At 62.3% G+C, this 18,581-nt stretch carries 9 protein-coding genes; 6 read left to right on the top strand and 3 right to left on the bottom strand.

What is annotated here, in order from left to right:
* Positions 1-338 precede the first annotated feature (338 nt).
* The 3 genes from GFU70_RS15150 to GFU70_RS15140 are packed head-to-tail and all read left to right on the top strand — an operon-like array spanning position 339 to position 4,775.
* Positions 339-2,060: a type I secretion system permease/ATPase gene (locus tag GFU70_RS15150; protein WP_058542394.1), complete on the top strand. Its 1,722-nt coding sequence runs from the start codon at positions 339-341 to the stop codon at positions 2,058-2,060.
* On the top strand, positions 2,053-3,423 hold the full coding sequence (locus GFU70_RS15145) for an HlyD family type I secretion periplasmic adaptor subunit (protein WP_058542395.1): 1,371 nt from the start codon (positions 2,053-2,055) through the stop codon (positions 3,421-3,423). Before GFU70_RS15150 ends, GFU70_RS15145 begins: the two co-directional genes overlap by 8 nt.
* A 2-nt stretch (positions 3,424-3,425) precedes the next feature.
* Positions 3,426-4,775 (top strand): TolC family outer membrane protein, encoded by a 1,350-nt coding sequence (locus tag GFU70_RS15140; RefSeq protein ID WP_153388340.1) that lies wholly within the window; start codon positions 3,426-3,428, stop codon positions 4,773-4,775.
* Positions 4,776-7,674: 2,899 nt separating this feature from the next.
* On the opposite strand, the gene GFU70_RS15135 is transcribed toward GFU70_RS15140, so the two are convergent.
* Positions 7,675-13,287 carry a putative Ig domain-containing protein gene (locus GFU70_RS15135; protein ID WP_153388339.1) on the bottom strand — a complete coding sequence of 1,871 codons (5,613 nt, stop codon included), beginning with the start codon at positions 13,285-13,287 and terminating at the stop codon, positions 7,675-7,677.
* A gap of 316 nt (positions 13,288-13,603) precedes the next feature.
* Between GFU70_RS15135 and GFU70_RS15130 the strand changes: the two genes are divergently transcribed.
* From GFU70_RS15130 to hemN, 3 genes are all read left to right on the top strand, one after another.
* Positions 13,604-14,047, top strand: coding sequence for a CopD family copper resistance protein (locus GFU70_RS15130; RefSeq protein WP_058542637.1), 444 nt, complete (start codon positions 13,604-13,606; stop codon positions 14,045-14,047).
* A gap of 96 nt (positions 14,048-14,143) precedes the next feature.
* A complete protein-coding gene (locus tag GFU70_RS15125) occupies positions 14,144-15,517 on the top strand; it encodes a hypothetical protein (RefSeq protein ID WP_058542636.1) in 1,374 nt (457 codons plus the stop codon).
* A complete protein-coding gene (hemN, locus tag GFU70_RS15120) occupies positions 15,514-16,902 on the top strand; it encodes an oxygen-independent coproporphyrinogen III oxidase (protein WP_153388338.1) in 1,389 nt (462 codons plus the stop codon). The genes GFU70_RS15125 and hemN overlap by 4 nt, the downstream gene beginning before the upstream one ends.
* A gap of 40 nt (positions 16,903-16,942) precedes the next feature.
* Here hemN and GFU70_RS15115 read toward each other — a convergent pair whose 3' ends face one another.
* Both GFU70_RS15115 and adeC read right to left on the bottom strand, forming a co-directional pair.
* Complete coding sequence (locus tag GFU70_RS15115; protein ID WP_413468819.1) at positions 16,943-17,095, bottom strand: hypothetical protein; 153 nt, start codon at positions 17,093-17,095, stop codon at positions 16,943-16,945.
* 60 nt (positions 17,096-17,155) lie between these two features.
* Complete coding sequence (gene adeC / locus GFU70_RS15110) at positions 17,156-18,580, bottom strand: AdeC/AdeK/OprM family multidrug efflux complex outer membrane factor (protein ID WP_058542633.1); 1,425 nt, start codon at positions 18,578-18,580, stop codon at positions 17,156-17,158.
* Position 18,581: the final 1 nt, after the last annotated feature.

The raw sequence follows: 18,581 nt of genomic DNA, 5'->3' as shown, positions 1-18,581 counted from the left end.
CCGCTATCGCGAGCAAGCTCGCTCCCACAGGGTTCGTAGTTGCCATCGGCGCTCAGATATCACGCAAAATACTTAACTGGGTAAAAAATTTAAAGCGGTTATTTCGATGGTTCACCTTTGAAGTGCGGCAACCCGCTGGTCATTGAGGTGAAAACACTCACTTGGGGGCTGGCACTTACCTGAGGTTACGTTGTCAGTACTTGGCGTCCGTAGCGGCGACGATCGGCTCTGATAGCGGCACGTCAGCAACATGACGCTCTTTTTTTTGACGCCTTAGGGCAAGTAACTCGCGATGGATTGCGCCGGGACCGACTATTCCTATTGCGGGTTGATTCTCTATGCGCTTTCTACTCGATCCGCGTCATGACATTGATGCTGCCTTATTGAGCTACCGCCGGGTGTTCTGGGCCCTGGCATTGTTCAGTGGCGTGATCAATCTGTTGGTGCTGGTGCCGTCGCTCTACATGATGCAGGTCTACGACCGGGTCCTGACCAGCCGCAACGAAACCACCTTGTTCATGCTCACCTTGATGGCCTTGGGGCTGTTCATGTTCAGCGCCCTGATCGAGTGGGTCCGTGGCGAGGTGATGATTCGCATGAGCGCGGGGCTGGACGATGCCTTGGGGGAGCGGATTTTCGACGCCGCCTTCTCCCGCAGCCTGCGCGAGCACAACGCCAACCCGGCGCAGGTGCTCACCGATCTGGCGACGCTGCGCCAGTTGATTACCGGGCAGGGCCTGATCGCCTTGCTCGATGCACCCTGGCTGCCGATCTTCCTGCTGGTGGCGTTCATCTTTCACCCCTGGTTCGGCGTGCTGACACTGGTGCTGGCCTTGGTGCTGATCGGCCTGGCGCTGTGGGGAGAACTGGCGACGCGAGCACGCTTGGGGGAGGCCAATCGACTGGGGGTGCAGTCGTCTATCTATGTGAACAGCACGCTGCACAATGCTGAAGTCATCCAGGCTCTGGGCATGCTCGGGCCGCTGCGTCAGCGCTGGAGCCTGCTGCAGCAACGGATCATTGCCGCTCAGGCCCATGCCAGCGATCGCAGCGCGCGTATCACCTCGACGACCCGTTTCGTGCGCATCTCCGGGCAGTCCCTGGCGTTGGGGCTGGGCGCCTTGCTGGTGCTTGAAGGCCAACTGTCGGCAGGCATGATGATCGCTATGTCGCTGTTGCTGGGACGGGCCCTGGCGCCCGTGGAAATCGCCATCGGCTCGTGGAAGCAATTCAACGCCGGACGCCAGAGCTACCAGCGCCTGAGCCAATTGCTGGCCCAGCATCCGCGCGAGCGCCTGCGCATGCCGTTGCCACCGCCGACCGGCGCGGTGCGCCTGGAGCAGTTGTATGTCGGTCCGCCGGGCGCTTCGCAGCCGATCCTGCGCGGGATCAATTTCAGCCTCGCCAAGGGCGATGTGCTGGCCGTGGTCGGCCCCAGTGCCAGCGGTAAATCGACCCTGGCCAGGGCGCTGGTCGGGGTATGGCCGGCCATGGGCGGGTCGGTGCGCCTGGACGACGCCGAGATCAGCCAGTGGTCCCACGACGCCCTGGGCCCACACCTTGGCTACCTGCCGCAGGACATCGAGTTGTTCGACGGCACTGTCGCCGACAACATCGCCCGCTTCGGTGAGCAGGACGCCGACAAGATCATCGTCGCCGGGCGTCATGCCGGCATTCACGAAATGATCCTGCGCTTTCCCAAGGGCTACGACACGCCGTTGGGCCCCGGTGGGCTTGGCTTGTCCGGTGGGCAGAAACAACGCCTGGGCCTGGCTCGCGCGCTGTATGGACGGCCATCGCTGATCGTGCTCGATGAGCCCAACTCCAATCTCGATGACGCCGGCGAGCTGGCGCTGGTGCAGGCCATCAGTGCGCTCAAGGCGGCTGGCAGCACCGTGGTGTTGATTACTCACCGACCCAGTGTGCTGGCGGTGGTCGATCACATCCTGGTGCTCAAGGACGGTACTCAACAAGCGTTCGGCCCACGGGACCGGGTGCTCAAGGCATTGATGCCGGGGCCGAGACCGGCCGCGGTCAGGGAGGCGGGCGGCGATGCGTGATCTGACTCCAGGAACACAAGCGTACAGCGAGCAGGGGCTGAGCGTGCGCAGCACCACGACACTGCCCAGCGCCAGCACCGACGCCGGGAGCGCGGCTCGCTATGGCGTGGGATTCCTGGTCCTGACGCTGGGTGGTTTCCTGCTCTGGGCCTGCCTGGCGCCGCTCGACCAAGGGGTGGTAGGCAGCGGCACCGTGGTGGTGGCGGGGGAGCGCAAGGCGGTGCAGTCGCTGGTCGGTGGGGTGGTGGAAAAACTGCTGGTCAGCGATGGCGACCGCGTCACCCAGGGGCAATTGCTCGTGCAACTCAATACGGTGCAGGCGCAGTCGCAACTGGACGTGACCTTGGGCAAGCTGCTCAATGATCGCAGCATCGAGGCGCGCTTGATTGCCGAGCGCCTGGGCAGTGCCCAGATCCAATGGCCCGCGGAGCTGCTGGCGCACGCCGACGAACCGCGAGTCAAGGCGGCCATGGCCTTGCAGAGCCAGTTGTTCATCACCCGCCGCGCGGAGCTGGGCAGCCGCTTGCAGATCATCGAGCACGAAGCCGCGGCCTTGCAGCAGCAATTGCTTGGCTACGAAGGCGTCAAGCGCAACTACGACGCGCAGATGCGCTTCCAGCAGCAGGAACTCGAAGGCCTGCGTGATTTGGCTCGGGAGGGTTACGTTCCGCGCAACAAACTCTTCGAGGCCGAGCGCAACGCGGCCCAGTTGGCGGGGCAGATCGCTTCTGGTGTGGGTGATGTCGGCAGGACTCGCCAGGCGATCAATGAAAGCCGGCTCAAGGCCTTGCAGGCGCAGCAGGAATTCCGCCGCGATGCCGAAACCCAGCTCAGCGAAGTCTCGGCCGAGGCGGCCGGTTATGCCGATCAGATTCGCGCCTTGCAGTTTGAAGTCGACAACGGTGCGATCCGTGCGCCGGTGGCCGGGCAGGTCATGGACGTAAGCATTCATACCGTCGGCGGCGTGGCGCAGGCCGGCCAGACCCTGATGCAAGTGGTGCCGCTGGATGCACCGATGGCGATCACCGCGCGTTTCGAGCCGCTGATGGCCAACAAACTGCGCCCGGGCCTGCCGGTGCATGTGCATTTCACGGCGCTGCAGCGGGTGGATACGCCAACGGTTACCGGCACGGTGACGACGGTGTCGGCGGATCAACTGATCGATGAACAGACCCACCAACCGTACTTCTCCGCCAAGGTCGAGATTCCCGCCGACACCGTGGTTGCGTTGCAGGGCGCAGGCTTGCTGGTGCGCCCGGGCATGCTCGCCGACGTCACGGTGGTGACGGGCGAGCGCACCTTGATGAACTACCTGATGAAGCCTTTGCGTGAACGCTTGCTTGCAGCCTTCAAGGAGGAATGAGCGTGGTCGATCGTTGCCGCTACCGTTTGCGTGTATTGCTGAGCCTGTGTGCGGGTTGGGCGGCGCTCAATCCGGTGTGGGCCGCTGAGGGCGGTCTGAGCCTGAGCGCCGCTTATGATGCCTCGCGCCTCAACGATCCGACCGTGCAGTCGGCTGCCCACGCCTATGAAGCTTCGCGGCATGAAGAAGACATCGGGCGTGGCGGCCTTTACCCGCAAGTGTCGCTGACCTCGCGCTACGGCTACGGCGGGCGGACCGACGGCGGTGATGACAGCACCTATGTCAACAGCAACGATTACCAGGCGAACAACGTCACCCTGGCGGCGCAACAGCCGCTCTACGACAAGGCGCGCTGGGCGGCGTACCAGGAGGGCAAGGCGCGCGGTCAACTGGGCGTCCAGGTGTTCGACGTGGCCGGTCAGACCCTGTATGACCGGGTGGCGAAGGGGTATTTCGATGTTGCCCGGGCGGAGAACGAAATCAAGTTGATCGCCCAGCAAAAGTCCGCCATCCGAGGCTTGGTCATTCAAAGTAGAAAGCTTTATGAGGGCGGCCAGGGCGCGATCACCGATATCGATGAGGCCCAGGCGCGGCTCGATCTGGTGCAAGCCCAGGAGGCTGAAGCCCAGGCGCGCCGGGTGGCGGCTTTGCGGGCCTTGTCCGGGCGTGCCAGCGTGCCCATCGATGACATCTTGCCGATGCGCGAAGAGCTTGCCGCCGGTAGCCCGATTCCGCCGGAACAGGACTTATCGTACTGGACGGCGATTGCCCGCCAAGCCAGCCCCGAGCTGGCCGCCCGGCTGGCGGCGGTGAAAGTGGCCGAAGCCCAGGCTGACAGCCAGCGCGCCGGGCATTATCCCACCTTGTCGCTGACCACCCAGTTGACCCGCCGGGAAACCCGTCAATACCAGGAACTCGACCCGCGCCAGGACACCTACTACGTGGGGGTGCAGTTGGACATTCCGTTGTATCGCGGCGGGGCGGTACGGGCCTCGGTGGCCAAGGCCGAAGCGCAACTGGCCGGCGCCCAGTCCGACTACGACGTGCAACGCCAGCAACTGGCCGAGGATATCGAGGCCGATTACCTGGGCGTCGTGGCCGGGTTTGCCAAGAGCAAGGCGATGCAACGGGCGGTGGAGTCCAACCAGCGAGCGCTGACCTCGACGGAAAAAGGCTTCCAGGGTGGCGTGCGTTCCACGGTGGATATTCTTGATGCACAACAGCGGGTGTTCCAGGCCCGTCGAGATCTGCTCGATACCAAGCTCGACATGCTGCAAAGCTATGTGAGCCTGCACACCCACACCGGGCAGATGAACCGCGCGGTGCTGGAGCAGGTGCAAAGCTTGTTCTAGACAATCCAGGGCTCAAGTTTGCAACTTATCCCTGTGTGAGGGCTTGCTCGCGAAGGCGGTGGGTCAGTCTGCCTTGATGTTGGATGTGCCGCGGTCATCGCGAGCAAGCTTTGCTCCCACCGTTAGGATCGGTGCCCGCCTGGGATTTCCCGGCCAACAAAAAAAACCTGTGGGAGCAAAGCTTGCTCGCGAAGGCGGTGTGTCAGTCTGCCTTGATGTTGGATGTGCCGCGGTCATCGCGAGCAAGCTTTGCTCCCACCGTTTGGATCGGTGCCAGCCTGGGATTTCCCGGCCAACAAAAATCCCCTGTGGGAGCAAAGCTTGCTCGCAAAGGCGGTGTGTCCGTCTGCCTTGATGTTGGATGTGCCGCGGTCATCGCGAGCAAGTTTTGCTCCCACCGTCTGGATCGGTGCCAGCCTGGGATTTCCCGGCCAACAAAAATCCCCTGTGGGAGCAAAGCTTGCTCGCGCAGGCGGTGTGTCAGTCTGTCTTGATGTTGGATGTGCCGCGGTCATCGCGAGCAAGCTTTGCTCCCAACGTTTGGGTCGGTGCCAGCCTGCGATTTCCCGGCCAACAAGAATCCCCTGTGGGAGCAAAGCTTGCTCGCGAAGGCGGTGGGTCAGTCTGCCTTGACGTTGGATGTGCCGCCGTCATCGCGAGCAAGCTTTGCTCCCACCGTTTGGATCGGTGCCCGCCTGGGATTTCCCGGCCAAAAAAAATCCCTTGTGGGAGCAAAGCTTGCTGGCGAAGGCGGTGGGTCAGTCTGCCTTGATGTTGGATGTGCCGCCGTTATCGCGAGCAAGCTTTGCTCCCACCGTTTGGGTCGGTGCCCGCCTGGGATTTCCCGGCCAACAAAAATCCCATGTGTGAGGGCTTGCTCGCGAAGGCGGTGGGTCAGTCTGTCTTGATGTTGGATGTGCCGCCGTCATCGCGATCAAGCTTTGCTCCCACCGTTTGGATCGGTGCCCGCCTGGGATTTCCCGGCCAACAAAAATCCCCTGTGGGAGCAAAGCTTGCTCGCGAAGGCGGTGTGTCAGTCTGCCTTGATGTTGGATGTGCCGCGGTCATCGCGAGCAAGCTTTGCTCCCACCGTTTGGATCGGTGCCAGCCTGGGATTTCCCGGCCAACAAAAATCCCCTGTGGGAGCAAAGCTTGCTCGCAAAGGCGGTGTGTCCGTCTGCCTTGATGTTGGATGTGCCGCGGTCATCGCGAGCAAGTTTTGCTCCCACCGTCTGGATCGGTGCCAGCCTGGGATTTCCCGGCCAACAAAAATCCCCTGTGGGAGCAAAGCTTGCTCGCGCAGGCGGTGTGTCAGTCTGTCTTGATGTTGGATGTGCCGCGGTCATCGCGAGCAAGCTTTGCTCCCAACGTTTGGGTCGGTGCCAGCCTGCGATTTCCCGGCCAACAAGAATCCCCTGTGGGAGCAAAGCTTGCTCGCGAAGGCGGTGGGTCAGTCTGCCTTGACGTTGGATGTGCCGCCGTCATCGCGAGCAAGCTTTGCTCCCACCGTTTGGATCGGTGCCCGCCTGGGATTTCCCGGCCAAAAAAAATCCCTTGTGGGAGCAAAGCTTGCTGGCGAAGGCGGTGGGTCAGTCTGCCTTGATGTTGGATGTGCCGCCGTTATCGCGAGCAAGCTTTGCTCCCACCGTTTGGGTCGGTGCCCGCCTGGGATTTCCCGGCCAACAAAAATCCCATGTGTGAGGGCTTGCTCGCGAAGGCGGTGGGTCAGTCTGTCTTGATGTTGGATGTGCCGCCGTCATCGCGATCAAGCTTTGCTCCCACCGTTTGGATCGGTGCCCGCCTGGGATTTCCCGGCCAACAAAAATCCCCTGTGGGAGCAAAGCTTGCTCGCGAAGGCGGTGGGTCAGTCTGCCCTGATGTTGGATGTGCCGCGGTCATCGCGAGCAAGCTTTGCTCCCACCGTTTGGATCGGTGCCCGCCTGGGATTTCCCGGCCAACAAAAATCCCCTGTGGGAGCAAAGCTTGCTCGCGAAGGCGGTGGGTCAGTCTGTCTTGATGTTGGATGTGCCGCGGTCATCGCGAGCAAGCTTTGCTCCCACCGTTTGGACCGGTGCCCGCCTGGGATTTCCCGGCCAACAAAAATCCCCTGTGGGAGCAAAGCTTGCTGGCGAAGGCGGTGGGTCAGTCTGTCTTGATGTTGGATGTGCCGCGGTCATCGCGAGCAAGCTTTGCTCCCACCGTCTGGATCGGTGCCCGCCTGGGATTTCCCGGCCAACAAAAATCCCCTGTGGGAGCAGCGCTTGCTCGCGAAGGCGGTGGGTCAGTCTGCCTTGATGTTGGATGTGCCGCCGTTATCGCGAGCAAGCTTTGCTCCCACCATTTGGGTCGGTGCCAGCCTGGGATTTCCCGGCCAACAAAAATCCCCTGTGGGAGCAGAGCTTGCTGGCGAAGGCGGTGTGTCCGTCTGCCTTGATGTTGGATGTGCCGCGGTCATCGCGAGCAAGCTTTGCTCCCACCGTTTGGATCGGTGCCAGCCTGGGATCTCCCGGCCAACAAAAATCCCTTGTGGGAGCAAAGCTTGCTGGCGAAGGCGGTGGGTCAGTCTGCCTTGATGTTGGATGTGCCGCCGTCATCGCGAGCAAGCTTTGCTCCCACCGTTTGGATCGGTGCCCGCCTGGGATTTTCCGGCCAACAACAATCCCCTGTGGGAGCAGAGCTTGCTCGCGCAGGCGGTGGGTCAGTCTGTCTTGATGTTGGATGTGCCGCCGTCATCGCGAGCAAGCTTTGCTCCCACCGTTTGGATCGGTGCCCGCCTGGGATTTTCCGGCCAACAACAATCCCCTGTGGGAGCAAAGCTTGCTCGCGAAGGCGGTGGGTCAGTCAGCATCCTTGCTGAATGTGCCGCCGCTATTGCGGGCAAGCCTGCTCAGGGGGGCATTCAGGCGGTGAAGTCGCTGGCGTGCAGCTCCTTGACGCCGACCAGTTCGAATTCGAACTCGGGGGTGGCGTCGGCGTTTGTGCTGCCGGAGAGGATGCCATCGGCGAAGCGCAGTTGACCGGTGGCGTTGGTGGGGTCGAAGGCGTTGCTGCCGATGAAGGTGAAGGCGTCGACTTCGGCGGTCAGCGGGTTGGCGTCCAGGCCGGTGAGGTCCAACTTGTCGAACTCCGCGCTCTTGAAACCGCTGACCACATCGCGCAAGGCCCCGACGCCCATGTCCGACAGCGCACCAAACACGTAGGTGTCCGCACCAGTGCCACCGGTAAGATTGTCGGTGCCAGCGCCGCCGATCAACCGATCGTCGCCCGAACCACCCACCAGCGTATCGTTGCCGGCCCCTCCGTCCAGGACGTTCGCCGCACTGTTCCCCGACAGCGTGTCGGCGTAGGCGCTTCCCTTCAGGTTCTCGATGAACTTCAAGGTGTCGAGCCCAGACCCCACGGTGTTCTGTTGCGCCGACGTCGAGAGGTTGACGGTCACGCCGGACAGGGCGCGCTCAAAGCTGGCCGTGTCAATGCCATCGCGTCCATCCAGCACATTGTTGCCGGCGCCGGCGAACAGCGTATTGTCCAGCGCGTTGCCGGTGCCATTGGCGGCGCCGGTGCTATCGACATACAGGTTCTCGACGTTGTTGCCCAAGGTATAGGCCGCCAGGCTGCTGTGCACACTGTCGATCCCGCCGGTCACCGTATTGCTGTTGGTCTCGATCACGCTGTCGTCGGCATTGTCGACAAAGTAGGTGTCGTTGCCATCGCCACCGCTCAGGCTGTCGGCCCCTGCGGCGCCGTTGAGCACGTTATTGGCGGCGTTGCCGGTGATGAAGTTGCGCCGTTCATTGCCGGTGCCGTCGATGTCCGACACACCGGTGAGCAACAGGTTCTCCAGATTGGCGCCCAGGGTCCAACTGACCGAGGCTTGCACCGTATCGATCTGCGATGCCGAGGTGTTGGTTTCCACCACGCTGTCGAAGGCATTGTCGACCACGTAGATGTCGTTGCCGTCGCCACCGGTGAGGGTGTCAGCGCCCAGGTCACCATCCAGCGTGTCGTTGCCCGAGCTGCCCACCAGGGTGTCGTCCTGGTCGGTACCGGAGATCATCCCGCCCTGGTTCTGGGCGTTGTCGAAGATGTCCTGCACGCTGTTGTTGTCGTCGGGATTGCCCTGCAAGCCCAGGTCATCGGCAATGTAGTCCGCCAGGCGCTGGCCGACGATTTCCGCCGATTCCTCGTGCAGGTGCCAGACGTCATCGGGGTATACCAGCGGGTCGACTTCGTAGCGCAAGGGCAGGTCGGTGTAGTCCACCGCCAGCTTGACGTCGGCGCGCTCGGCGGCGATGGCTTCCTGGGCGGCGCGGACATAACCGACGCCCTCGACGATGGAGGCGATTTTCTCTTCCGAATAACCCCGCGCCCGGGCCGCGTCCTCTGAGTAGTGACCGGTTTCCATCATGTACACACTGAAATTGCCGAACTGGGCGTGCAAGTAGTCGAACACCTTCAAGGTCGCGGCCTTATAGGCCGCAGCTGCCGCCGCCTTGTCGGTGGCGCGAGCGATTTCCTGGGCGGCTTCCTCGCCCTGGCCCCAGATGATGCCCATGGTGACGTTATCGATCGACTGCAGTTCGGTGAGCTGGTCGCGCAGCAACGTCACCGCCCGCAACAGTGCCGGCCCGGGCTGGTTGGTGTCGGTCAACCACCAGCACAGCTGGAGCTCCTCGGCGCTGAGTGTGGACAGGCCGTTGACCGTGCTGCCGCCCACCGCGATGTCGATGCCGTTGCCATCGGCATCGGTGAACTGGCTGCGCACGTCGTAGGTGGTGTAACGGTCCAGGTCATTGACCAGCATCGACGTGCCGGACTGGTCGTCGTCCTCGGTCATGCGCAGCAGGCGTGCATTGGATTGGCCGAGGGTCGGCAGGTAGAGGATGTCCTGCTGGGCACGCTCGCCGAAGACGAAGTCGCTGGCGGTGAGGGTGTTGAGGTAGTTGCCACTGAGGGCGATCTCGAAGCGATTGCCGTCGGCATCGGCTTCGGCGGACTTGATGTAGGTCTTGTCGCCGGCGGCGTTCAAGGTCATGTACAGCGTGCCGTTGCTGCCATCGCCGAGGCCGAGAAAACCCAGCTCCGAGACATCGATTTTGTCGACGCCGATGGTGAAGTCATAAATCGTGTCGGTGGCCGTGACGCCTCCCGCGTCGTAGTCGCGGTAGCTGTCGAGCCCGTTGGTGTAGCGGAACGTATCGGCACCGTCGCCGCCGTACAGCGAGTCGCGTCCCACACCGCCGTCGATGATGTCCGCGCCGGTGCCGGCCTTGATCGTGTCGTTGCCGCCCAGGCCAAGGATCAGGTCCGCACCGGTCGTGCCGTTGAGGGTTTCGGCGTTGTTGGTGCCGGTGATGGTGTTGGCGGGCGCATCGGCCACCGCCAGGGCAAAGCTGTCACTGACCGAGGCGCCCGAGGGATCGGTGGCCTTGACCAATACGTCGTAGTTGCCTGCCGCGGTGCTGGTCGGGGTGCCGCTGAAGGTCAGATTGGTGGCATTGAAACTCAGCCACGCGGGCAGAGCGTTGCCGTTGGCGAGGGTGGCGGTGTAGGTCAGTACATCCTGGTTGGCGTCAGTGAAGCTGTTGCTGGCCAGGGTGTAGCTGAAGGGTGTGCTTTCACTGGCATTCTGGTCCAACAGCGCAATGGCCACGACCGGCGCTACGTTGGTGGGGGTGTTCTGGTCGGCGAAGACAAAGTGGCTGGCCGTCAGGCTGCCGGCCAGGTTGCCGGCCAGCGAAATTTCAAAGCGATTGCCGTTGGCGTCGACCGTGAAGTCCTTGAGGTAGGTGCGGTTGGTCGAGGCGCTGTAGGTCACCTGCAGCGTGCCGCCACTGCCATTGCCCAGGCCGGTATAGCCAAGCGCCGACACGTCGATCTTGTCCGCGGCCACGTCGAAGTCGAGGATCTGGTCGCTGGCGCTGGTGGAACTGGTGCGGTAGCTGTCGAGCTTGGAGGTGTAGCGGAACACATCGGCCCCGGCGCCGCCGGTGAGCTTGTCCACCCCGGTGCCGCCGACCAGGATGTCGTTGCCGGCGCCGCCATCGAGGGTGTCGTTGCCCGCGCCACCGAACAGTTGCTCGTTGGCTGTGGTGCCGGTCAGCGTGTCGTTGTTCGGCGTGCCATTGATCACAATGGCCGTGGGGACGTCCTGCACCGCGAGGGTAAAGCTGTCGCTGACGATGGCGTTGCTGCCGTCTGTTGCGGTGACCTGGATGGCGTAGGTGCCCGACGCGGTGTCGGGTGGTGTGCCGCTGAAGGTACGGGTGGCGGCATCGAAGGTCAGCCAGTTGGGCAGGGCGCTGCCATCGGCGAGCTTGGCGGTGTAGCTCAGGCTGTCGTTATCCGGATCGGTGAAACTGGTGGCCGGCACCACGTAGCTGAACGGGGTGTTTTCGGTGGCATTCTGGTCCAGCAGCGGCGTCGCCACCACGGGTGTCTGGTTGGTCGGCGAGGAGGTGGCGAAGACGAAGTTGGCGCTGGTCAGGGTGTTGAGGTAATTGCCGTCCAGCGCCACTTCGAAGCGGTTGCCATTGGCGTCGGCCTCCAGGGACTTGATGTAGGTCTTGGTGCCGGCACTGTTGAGCACCAGGTACACGGTGTTGTTCTTGCCGTCCCCCAGGCCGGTGAAGTCCATGGCGGAGAGGTCGATCTTGTCGGCGTTGATGTCGAAGTCGGTGATCAGGTCGCCCAGGTTGACGCCGCCGGTGTTGTAGTTGCGGTAGCTGTCCTGGCGGCTGGCGAACACGAAGGTGTCCGCCCCGGCACCACCGGTGAGGGTGTCCTTGCCGGCACCGCCGTCGAGCTTGTCATCGCCGGCGCCGCCACTGAGGCTGTCGTTGCCCGCCAGGCCGAGCAGGGTATCGGCCGCATCGCTACCCAGCAGCGAATCGCTGCCACTGGTGCCGGTGACCACCCGATTGAAGATGAAGTTGCTGGAGGTCAAGGTGCTGGTCAGGTTGCCCGAGAGGATCAGCTCGAAGCGATTGCCATTGGCGTCGGCGTCGTAGTCCTTGATGTAGGTGCGGTCGCTGCTGGCGCTGTAGCTGACCTGCAGGGTGCCGCCACGGCCATTGCCCAGTCCGGTGAAACCCAGGCCGGCGAGATCGATCTTGTCCTGGGTGACGTCGAAGTCGGTGATGGTGTCATCGAAACTGGTGGTCGCGTTGCGGTAACTGTCCGACTGCGCGACGAAACGGAACGTATCGGCACCGGTGCCTGCGGTGAGTTTGTCAATGCCGGCGCCACCGACGAGGATGTCGCTACCGGCCGCGCCATTGATGGTGTCGTTGCCTGCGCCGCCGTAGAAAATCTCGTTGGCGGCGCTGCCGAGCAGGGTGTCGTTGCCCGCGGTACCTTGTACGGTGGTCATGGGCACCGTGGCGCTGACGTAGCTGCCGTCGCCATAGACCAGCGTGGCGCCCTTGCTGGTGTGGCTGATGGTGTTGGCGATGATGGCGTTGCGGTCGGTGCCGTCTTCGTTGCGCTCTGCCACGCCATAGGTCGACAGGTCGCTGCCGCTGATGATGTTGCCCTGGATGAGGTTGTCGCTGCCGTTGAAGTACTTGCCGGACACGCCCTGGGTGTCGTCGTAGGACTGGATGATGATCTCCGGTACGGCACTGCCCAGGGCATTGTTGTTGAGGGTGTTGTCGATGATCTCGACGTGGTTGCTGCCGTAGATACGAATCCCGGCGCTGCTGTTGTCATGAATGTCGATGCCGCTGACGGTCACCTCGCTGGAGAGCTTGATCAGCACCCCCTCGGCGCCGTTGCCATACACCTCGCCGCCGGTGATGGTGATGTTGCTGGGCGAGGGGATGTCCTCGCTGCCGCGCTGGACCACGATGCCATTGCCGCCGTTGTCGTAGGCGACGTTATTGGTCATGGTGAAATCGTGGGTGCTGGTGACGACGTTGAAACCGTGGCGGTCGTTGTCGTAGGCGACGTTGTTTTCGAAGGTGCTGTCGCTGAGGAAGTCGGCGACGAAACCGTCCAGGCCGTTGCCGTGGGACACGCTGTTCTTGATGACCATGTTGACGGTTTGCTCGTGGGGGTCGAAACCGTACCCGGAGCAATCCTTGATCTCGACGCTGTCGAGGGTGACGTTGGAGTCGTAGCCTTCTTCGCCGGGAATGTAGCCGTTGAACCAGCCGTCGACCTTGCCGGTGGTGCTGTCGCGGTTGCCGTCGATGGTGAGGTTGCTGACGCCGAAGTCGTGGGTTTCCTCGCCGTAGGCAGAACGGATGATCCCGGTGATCTTGGTGTCGGAGCCATCGACCAACTTGACCGTCGTCTGGCCCATGCCGTCGCCGTACAGGTAGACATTGCTCTTGAGCATCAGGCAGCCATCGGAAGGTTCCTCTCCCCCCGACACGATGTAGGTGCCGGTCGGCATGTACACCTGCCCACCGCCGGCCGCGGCCGCCGCATCAATCGCACTCTGGATGGCTGCCGTGTCGTCCGTGATGCCATCTCCTTTGGCGCCAAAATTTTGTACGTTGAAAATCATGAGCTTATCTCCGTATCAGGCTTGAACCTAGGTAGACGCCAACATTCCATCGACGACCTCGGTGTTATGACCCAGGGAGGCGCAAAAGTTGTGACCGCATATCGGGGAAAGTGTCAAAAAGCCGGACTAACTGATCAGCGGTTCTGTAGGGATTGCGCATGGGAAACGTTTTGTTGACGCTTTCAAGGCCGAACGATGTCCCCTTTGCGGGGGGCAGACAGGGGGTTTCCTTGATTGGCATCAACCTCACTTCGGGGACGGCGCGATAACCTCCAATAAACCATCGCCCCGCTGAAGAGGGCGACCGAGGAAGCTCATGAGTTATCCGCTGTTTCTGACCTTGCACTTGTTTGCCGCGCTGATATTCATCGGCACGGTTTTCTTCGAAGTCCTGTTCCTGGAGAGCATTCGCAAGCAACTGCCTGTCAAGGTCATGGTGCTGCTGGAACAAGGCATCAGCCAACGCGCCCGGCAGTTGATGCCGTGGGTGCTACTGGTGCTGTTCGGCGCGGGCATTGGCATGGTCTGGCTGCGCTATTGGCCGGTGCTCTCGTCACCGTTGCAGTCATCCTTCGGTTTGCTGCTGGGGCTCAAGATCCTGTTGGCGGGCAGTGTGCTGGGGCATTTCCTCTGGGCCATGTGGCTGTTCAGGAGCGGGCGCATGAATGCCCGCTACGTGCGCATCATCCATACCAGTGTGTTCCTGCATATGGTCGCGATCGTGCTGCTGGCCAAGGCTATGTTCTACGTCACCTGGTAAGCGCTGGCAGCGTGCTTCCAAAGCGCTTGATACAGGTCAAGGTGGCCCCGCGGGTTACCCCGCAAACTGCTCGCGCACAGCCACTGGGAGATTGTCATGTTCGACCCGTTCCATACCCTCGGTGAGCGACCCTCGGGACGTGCCCCTGTGGTGGCTGATTTCGATTGTCCGGTCGGTACACGTAGATTCCACACAGGCATCGGTTCGCTCGACCTGCTTCGAGGGTTGCGCAGCAGCCGCCAGAAACGACGGCCCTTGTCCCTGGCGGTGCACCTGCCTTCGCGCTTGCGGCTGGCGTCGTGTTCGCCCCTGGCCAGCGACTGCCGGTGCGGTGAGATCGAGGGCTACCTGCAACGCCTGACGTATGAGATGGGCTTGGTTGGTTGCCACCTGGGCGCAGGGCGGCGCGTCGAGCAGTTTTGCCTGACCGGTGGTACACCGGTGATCGCACACCTGCAGAAGCTGATGAGTGGCCTGCGCAAGCGCTTTGACTTCAATGAATACGACGGCGGCGACCACAGCATCGAGGTGGACCTGCACCACACGGACTGGTCGACCATGGGCCTGATCCGTGACCAGGGGTTCACCCATGTCAGCATCGGCGTCCCCGACATTGGCGTGGACAGCGACCTGTCGGTCGATTGCTACCAGAACCCGGCACCGATCCATTCGCTGATCGATGCGGCGCGCACGTTTGGTTTTCGCTCCATCAACATTGACCTGGGCTACGGCCACGCCTGGCAGACACCCGACAGCTTCGCCCTGAAACTGGCGACGCTGATCGAACTGGAACCGGACCGGTTGCACGTTTTCGACTATGCCCGCGCGCCTTATCGTTATCGCTCGAAGAACGCCGGGGTGGCCGGTGATTTTTGCAGCCCGGTCGACAAGGATGCCATGTGGCGGATCTGTTGCGAGCAACTGATTGGTGCCGGTTATCACTACATCGGCCTGGGCCAGTTTGTCAGGGCCGACGATGACCTGGCGGTGGCCCAGGAGCACGGACGCCTGCATCGCAATTGCCAGGGTTTTACCCGTCACGGTTGCTGTGATCATGTGGGCTTCGGTTTGTCGGCCATCACTCAGATCGAGCACCTGTACGTGCAGAACACCGACGACCTGCATCAATATTGCCAACAGCTGGACGCCGGGCAGTTGCCGGTCTGTCGCGGCTGGCGCTGTGAAGCGCAGGATCAGGTCAAGGCCTGCGTGACCGAGCAGCTTTCCTGTGACCTGGAGCTGGATATCCCGGCCATCGAGGCACGCTTCGGCCTGGTGTTTCGCGAGTATTTCGCATTCGTCTGGCCGTCGCTGGAAGCGTTGCATGACCAAGGATTGATCGAACTGTCGAGCCGGTTTATCGGCATCCTGCCCGCCGGGCGCTTGAGCGTCGATGCGATCTGCAATCTGTTCGACCCAGGACTGGATGACACAGGCCCACACCCTTTTGAAAAGTTGAACCCATCATGAATGCTGCATCCGGTTTCAATCGTGCCCTGGTGGAAAAATACGACCGCCCGGGGCCGCGCTACACCTCCTATCCGACCGCGCCGCAGTTCCACCAGGCCTTTGCCATGGACGAATACCAGCAGGCTGCCCAGCGCAGTAACCAGGCGCCGCTGCCCAAGTCGTTATCGGTGTACATCCATATCCCGTTCTGCCAGAGCCTCTGCTATTACTGCGCGTGCAACAAGATCATCACGCGCAAGACCCATCGCGCCGTCGAATACCTGACCTACCTCAAGCGCGAAATTGCCCTGCAGGCGGCCTTGTTCGACCGCTCGCGCAAACTGACTCAACTGCACCTGGGCGGGGGCACGCCGACGTACTTGACCCATGAGCAACTGGCCGACCTGATGGACTGCCTGCACCAATCGTTCGACATGGACGACAGCGACGCCCATGAGTTTTCCATCGAGGTCGATCCGCGGACCATCGATGCGCAACAGATCCAAGGCCTGCGCCAGCTGGGGTTCAACCGCCTGAGCTTTGGCGTCCAGGATTTCGATGCCCAGGTGCAGATCGCCGTCAATCGGGTGCAAAGCGAAGCCCAGGTCGTCGAGCTGGTGGAAGCTGCGCGCCTGGCGCGCTTCAAGTCGGTCAGCGTCGATCTGATCTACGGCCTGCCGTTGCAGACCATCGCCAGCTTCGATGTCACCTTGAGCAAGATCATCGCCCTGCGTCCGGATCGGATCGCGGCCTACAGCTACGCCCACCTGCCGCAACGGGTGCGGGCGCAACGGATGATCCGGCCAGAAGACATGCCGCCGCCAGAGCGCAAGCTGGAGTTGCTGGAGTTGACCATCAATCGCCTGACTGAAGCTGGCTACGTCTATATCGGCATGGACCACTTTGCCTTGCCGGATGACGAACTGGTACGCGCCCGGGCCCAGGGCAGCCTGCAGCGCAATTTCCAGGGGTATTCCACCCATGCCGACTGCGACCTGATTGGCCTGGGGGTGTCTTCGATCGGCAAGGTGGGCGACAGCTACAACCAGAACGTCAAGGAGCTTTCCCAGTATTACGCCCGGCTGGATCAAGGCCTGCTGGCGGTGCAACGTGGCTATCGGTTAAGCGATGACGATCGCCTGCGGCGCGAGGTCATCAGCGAATTGATGTGTCATGGCTGCATCGATTTCGGCCGGATCGAGAGCGCCCATGGCATTCGGTTTAGCGAGTACTTCGCCGATGCCCTGGACCGGCTTCAGGAGCTGGTGCGCGATGGGTTGCTGGACCTTCGTGACGACGCGCTGGTGTTGTTGCCCCAGGGGCAATTGATGATGCGCAACGTGGCCATGGCCTTCGACGCGTACCTGGGGGCGGACCAGGCGGTTCAGTATTCGCGTACGGTCTGAAGCCCGAACCCCTCGCCACAAAAGTAGCCTCGCTGCGGGTCTAGGACCGTTCGGTGTCCGAGTTGCCGACAGCCGGGATGAGGTCGCGTGTCGCATAGAAGCCCTGCACCAGGCGATTCTTGGCCCGGTACTCGCACAGGAGCAGCAATGTATCCGGCATCTGGGAAATGGACGACGAATGTTTGACCACCATCGTCTTACCTCCCGAGCGTAAGCGCACCAGTGTTCCGGGTTCGAATGTCCCCATCTGCAATCACCTCACAGTCACGTTGCTTGTGCGTTCTACCCAACCCCCGCCCAGAGCCTTGTACAGGTTGACTTCGGCGAGCAGCTGCGACAACCGGTCGACGATCAGGGTTTGCTGGGCGCTGAACAGCGAGCGTTGGGCATCGAGGTACGTCAGGCTGCTGTCCACGCCGATGCGATAGCGCCTCTCCGCCAGGCGGTAGTAATCCTGGTTGGCTTGCACCAGGTCGCGCTGGGCGATCAACTGGTCTTTATAAGTCTTGCGTGCCGCCAGGCCATCGGAGACTTCCTGGAAGGCGGTCTGGATGGCTTTCTCGTATTGCGACACACGGATGTCTTTCTGGATTTTCGAGTAGTTCAGGCTCGCCCGAAGGCTGCCGGCGTTGAAAATCGGCAAATTGATCTGCGGTTGAAACGTCCAACTGCCCGACCCGCCCTTGAACAGCCCGGACAGCTCGTTGCTGGAACTGCCCGCGTTGGCGGTCAGGCTGATGCTCGGGAAAAACGCGGCACGGGCCGCGCCGATGTTGGCGTTAGCCGATTGCAGCAGGTACTCGGCCTCTAGGATGTCCGGCCGGCGTTGCAGCAAGTCTGAAGGCAGGCCCGCCGGTACTTCGCTGAGCAGGTCCGATGACAATGGGCGGCCGGGCAGGTCATCGGCGACCGACGTGCCGACCAGTAACGTGAGGTTGTTGAGGTCCTGGGCGACCTGGCGCTGGAACTTGGCCAGGCTGGCCCTGGCGCTTTCCACCGAGGTTCGCGATTGGCTCAGGTTCAATGCCGAGGCGGTGCCGACCTGGTTACTGCGTTCGGTCAGGCGCAGGCTCTGCTCATAGGACTGCAGCGTGTCTTGGGTCAACGCCAGCAACTCCTGATCGGCACGCCAGGTCAGGTAGGCACTGGCCACACTGGCCACCAGGCTCAATTGGCTACTGCGGCGGGCTTCTTCGCTGGACAGATAGATCAGCGATGCCTGGTCGCTGAGGCTGCGTATGCGCCCGAACAGATCCAGCTCATAAGCACTGATCCCCAGGGTTGCCGAATACGAACGGCTGATGGCCGCGTCGCCGGTTCCGGTGAGGCTGGCCGGCAGGCGCTGGCGCGAACCGGTGCCGTTGGCACTGATCGCCGGGAAGAGGTCCGCCCGCTGGATCCGATACTGCGCCTGGTAAGCCTCGACGTTCAGGGTCGCTACGCGCAAGTCGCGGTTGTTGGCCAGCGCACTTTCGATCAGTTGCGCCAACACCGGATCCTGGAACAGGTCACGCCAACCCTGTTCGGCCGCCAGGGGCCCCGACAAGGCCGGGGCATAGGCCGAGGTTTGCGGATACTGCCCGGCGACCGGTGAGTCGGGGCGTTGGTAGTCCGGGATCAGCGAGCAACCGCCCAACATGAATGCCGCGACCGCCAGGGGGCTCAAGAGTTTATGCATC

The organism is Pseudomonas brassicacearum (assembly GCF_009601685.2).
Taxonomy (GTDB): Bacteria; Pseudomonadota; Gammaproteobacteria; order Pseudomonadales; family Pseudomonadaceae; genus Aquipseudomonas; species Aquipseudomonas kilonensis_B.
This window is presented reverse-complemented; position numbering and strand designations above follow the sequence as displayed.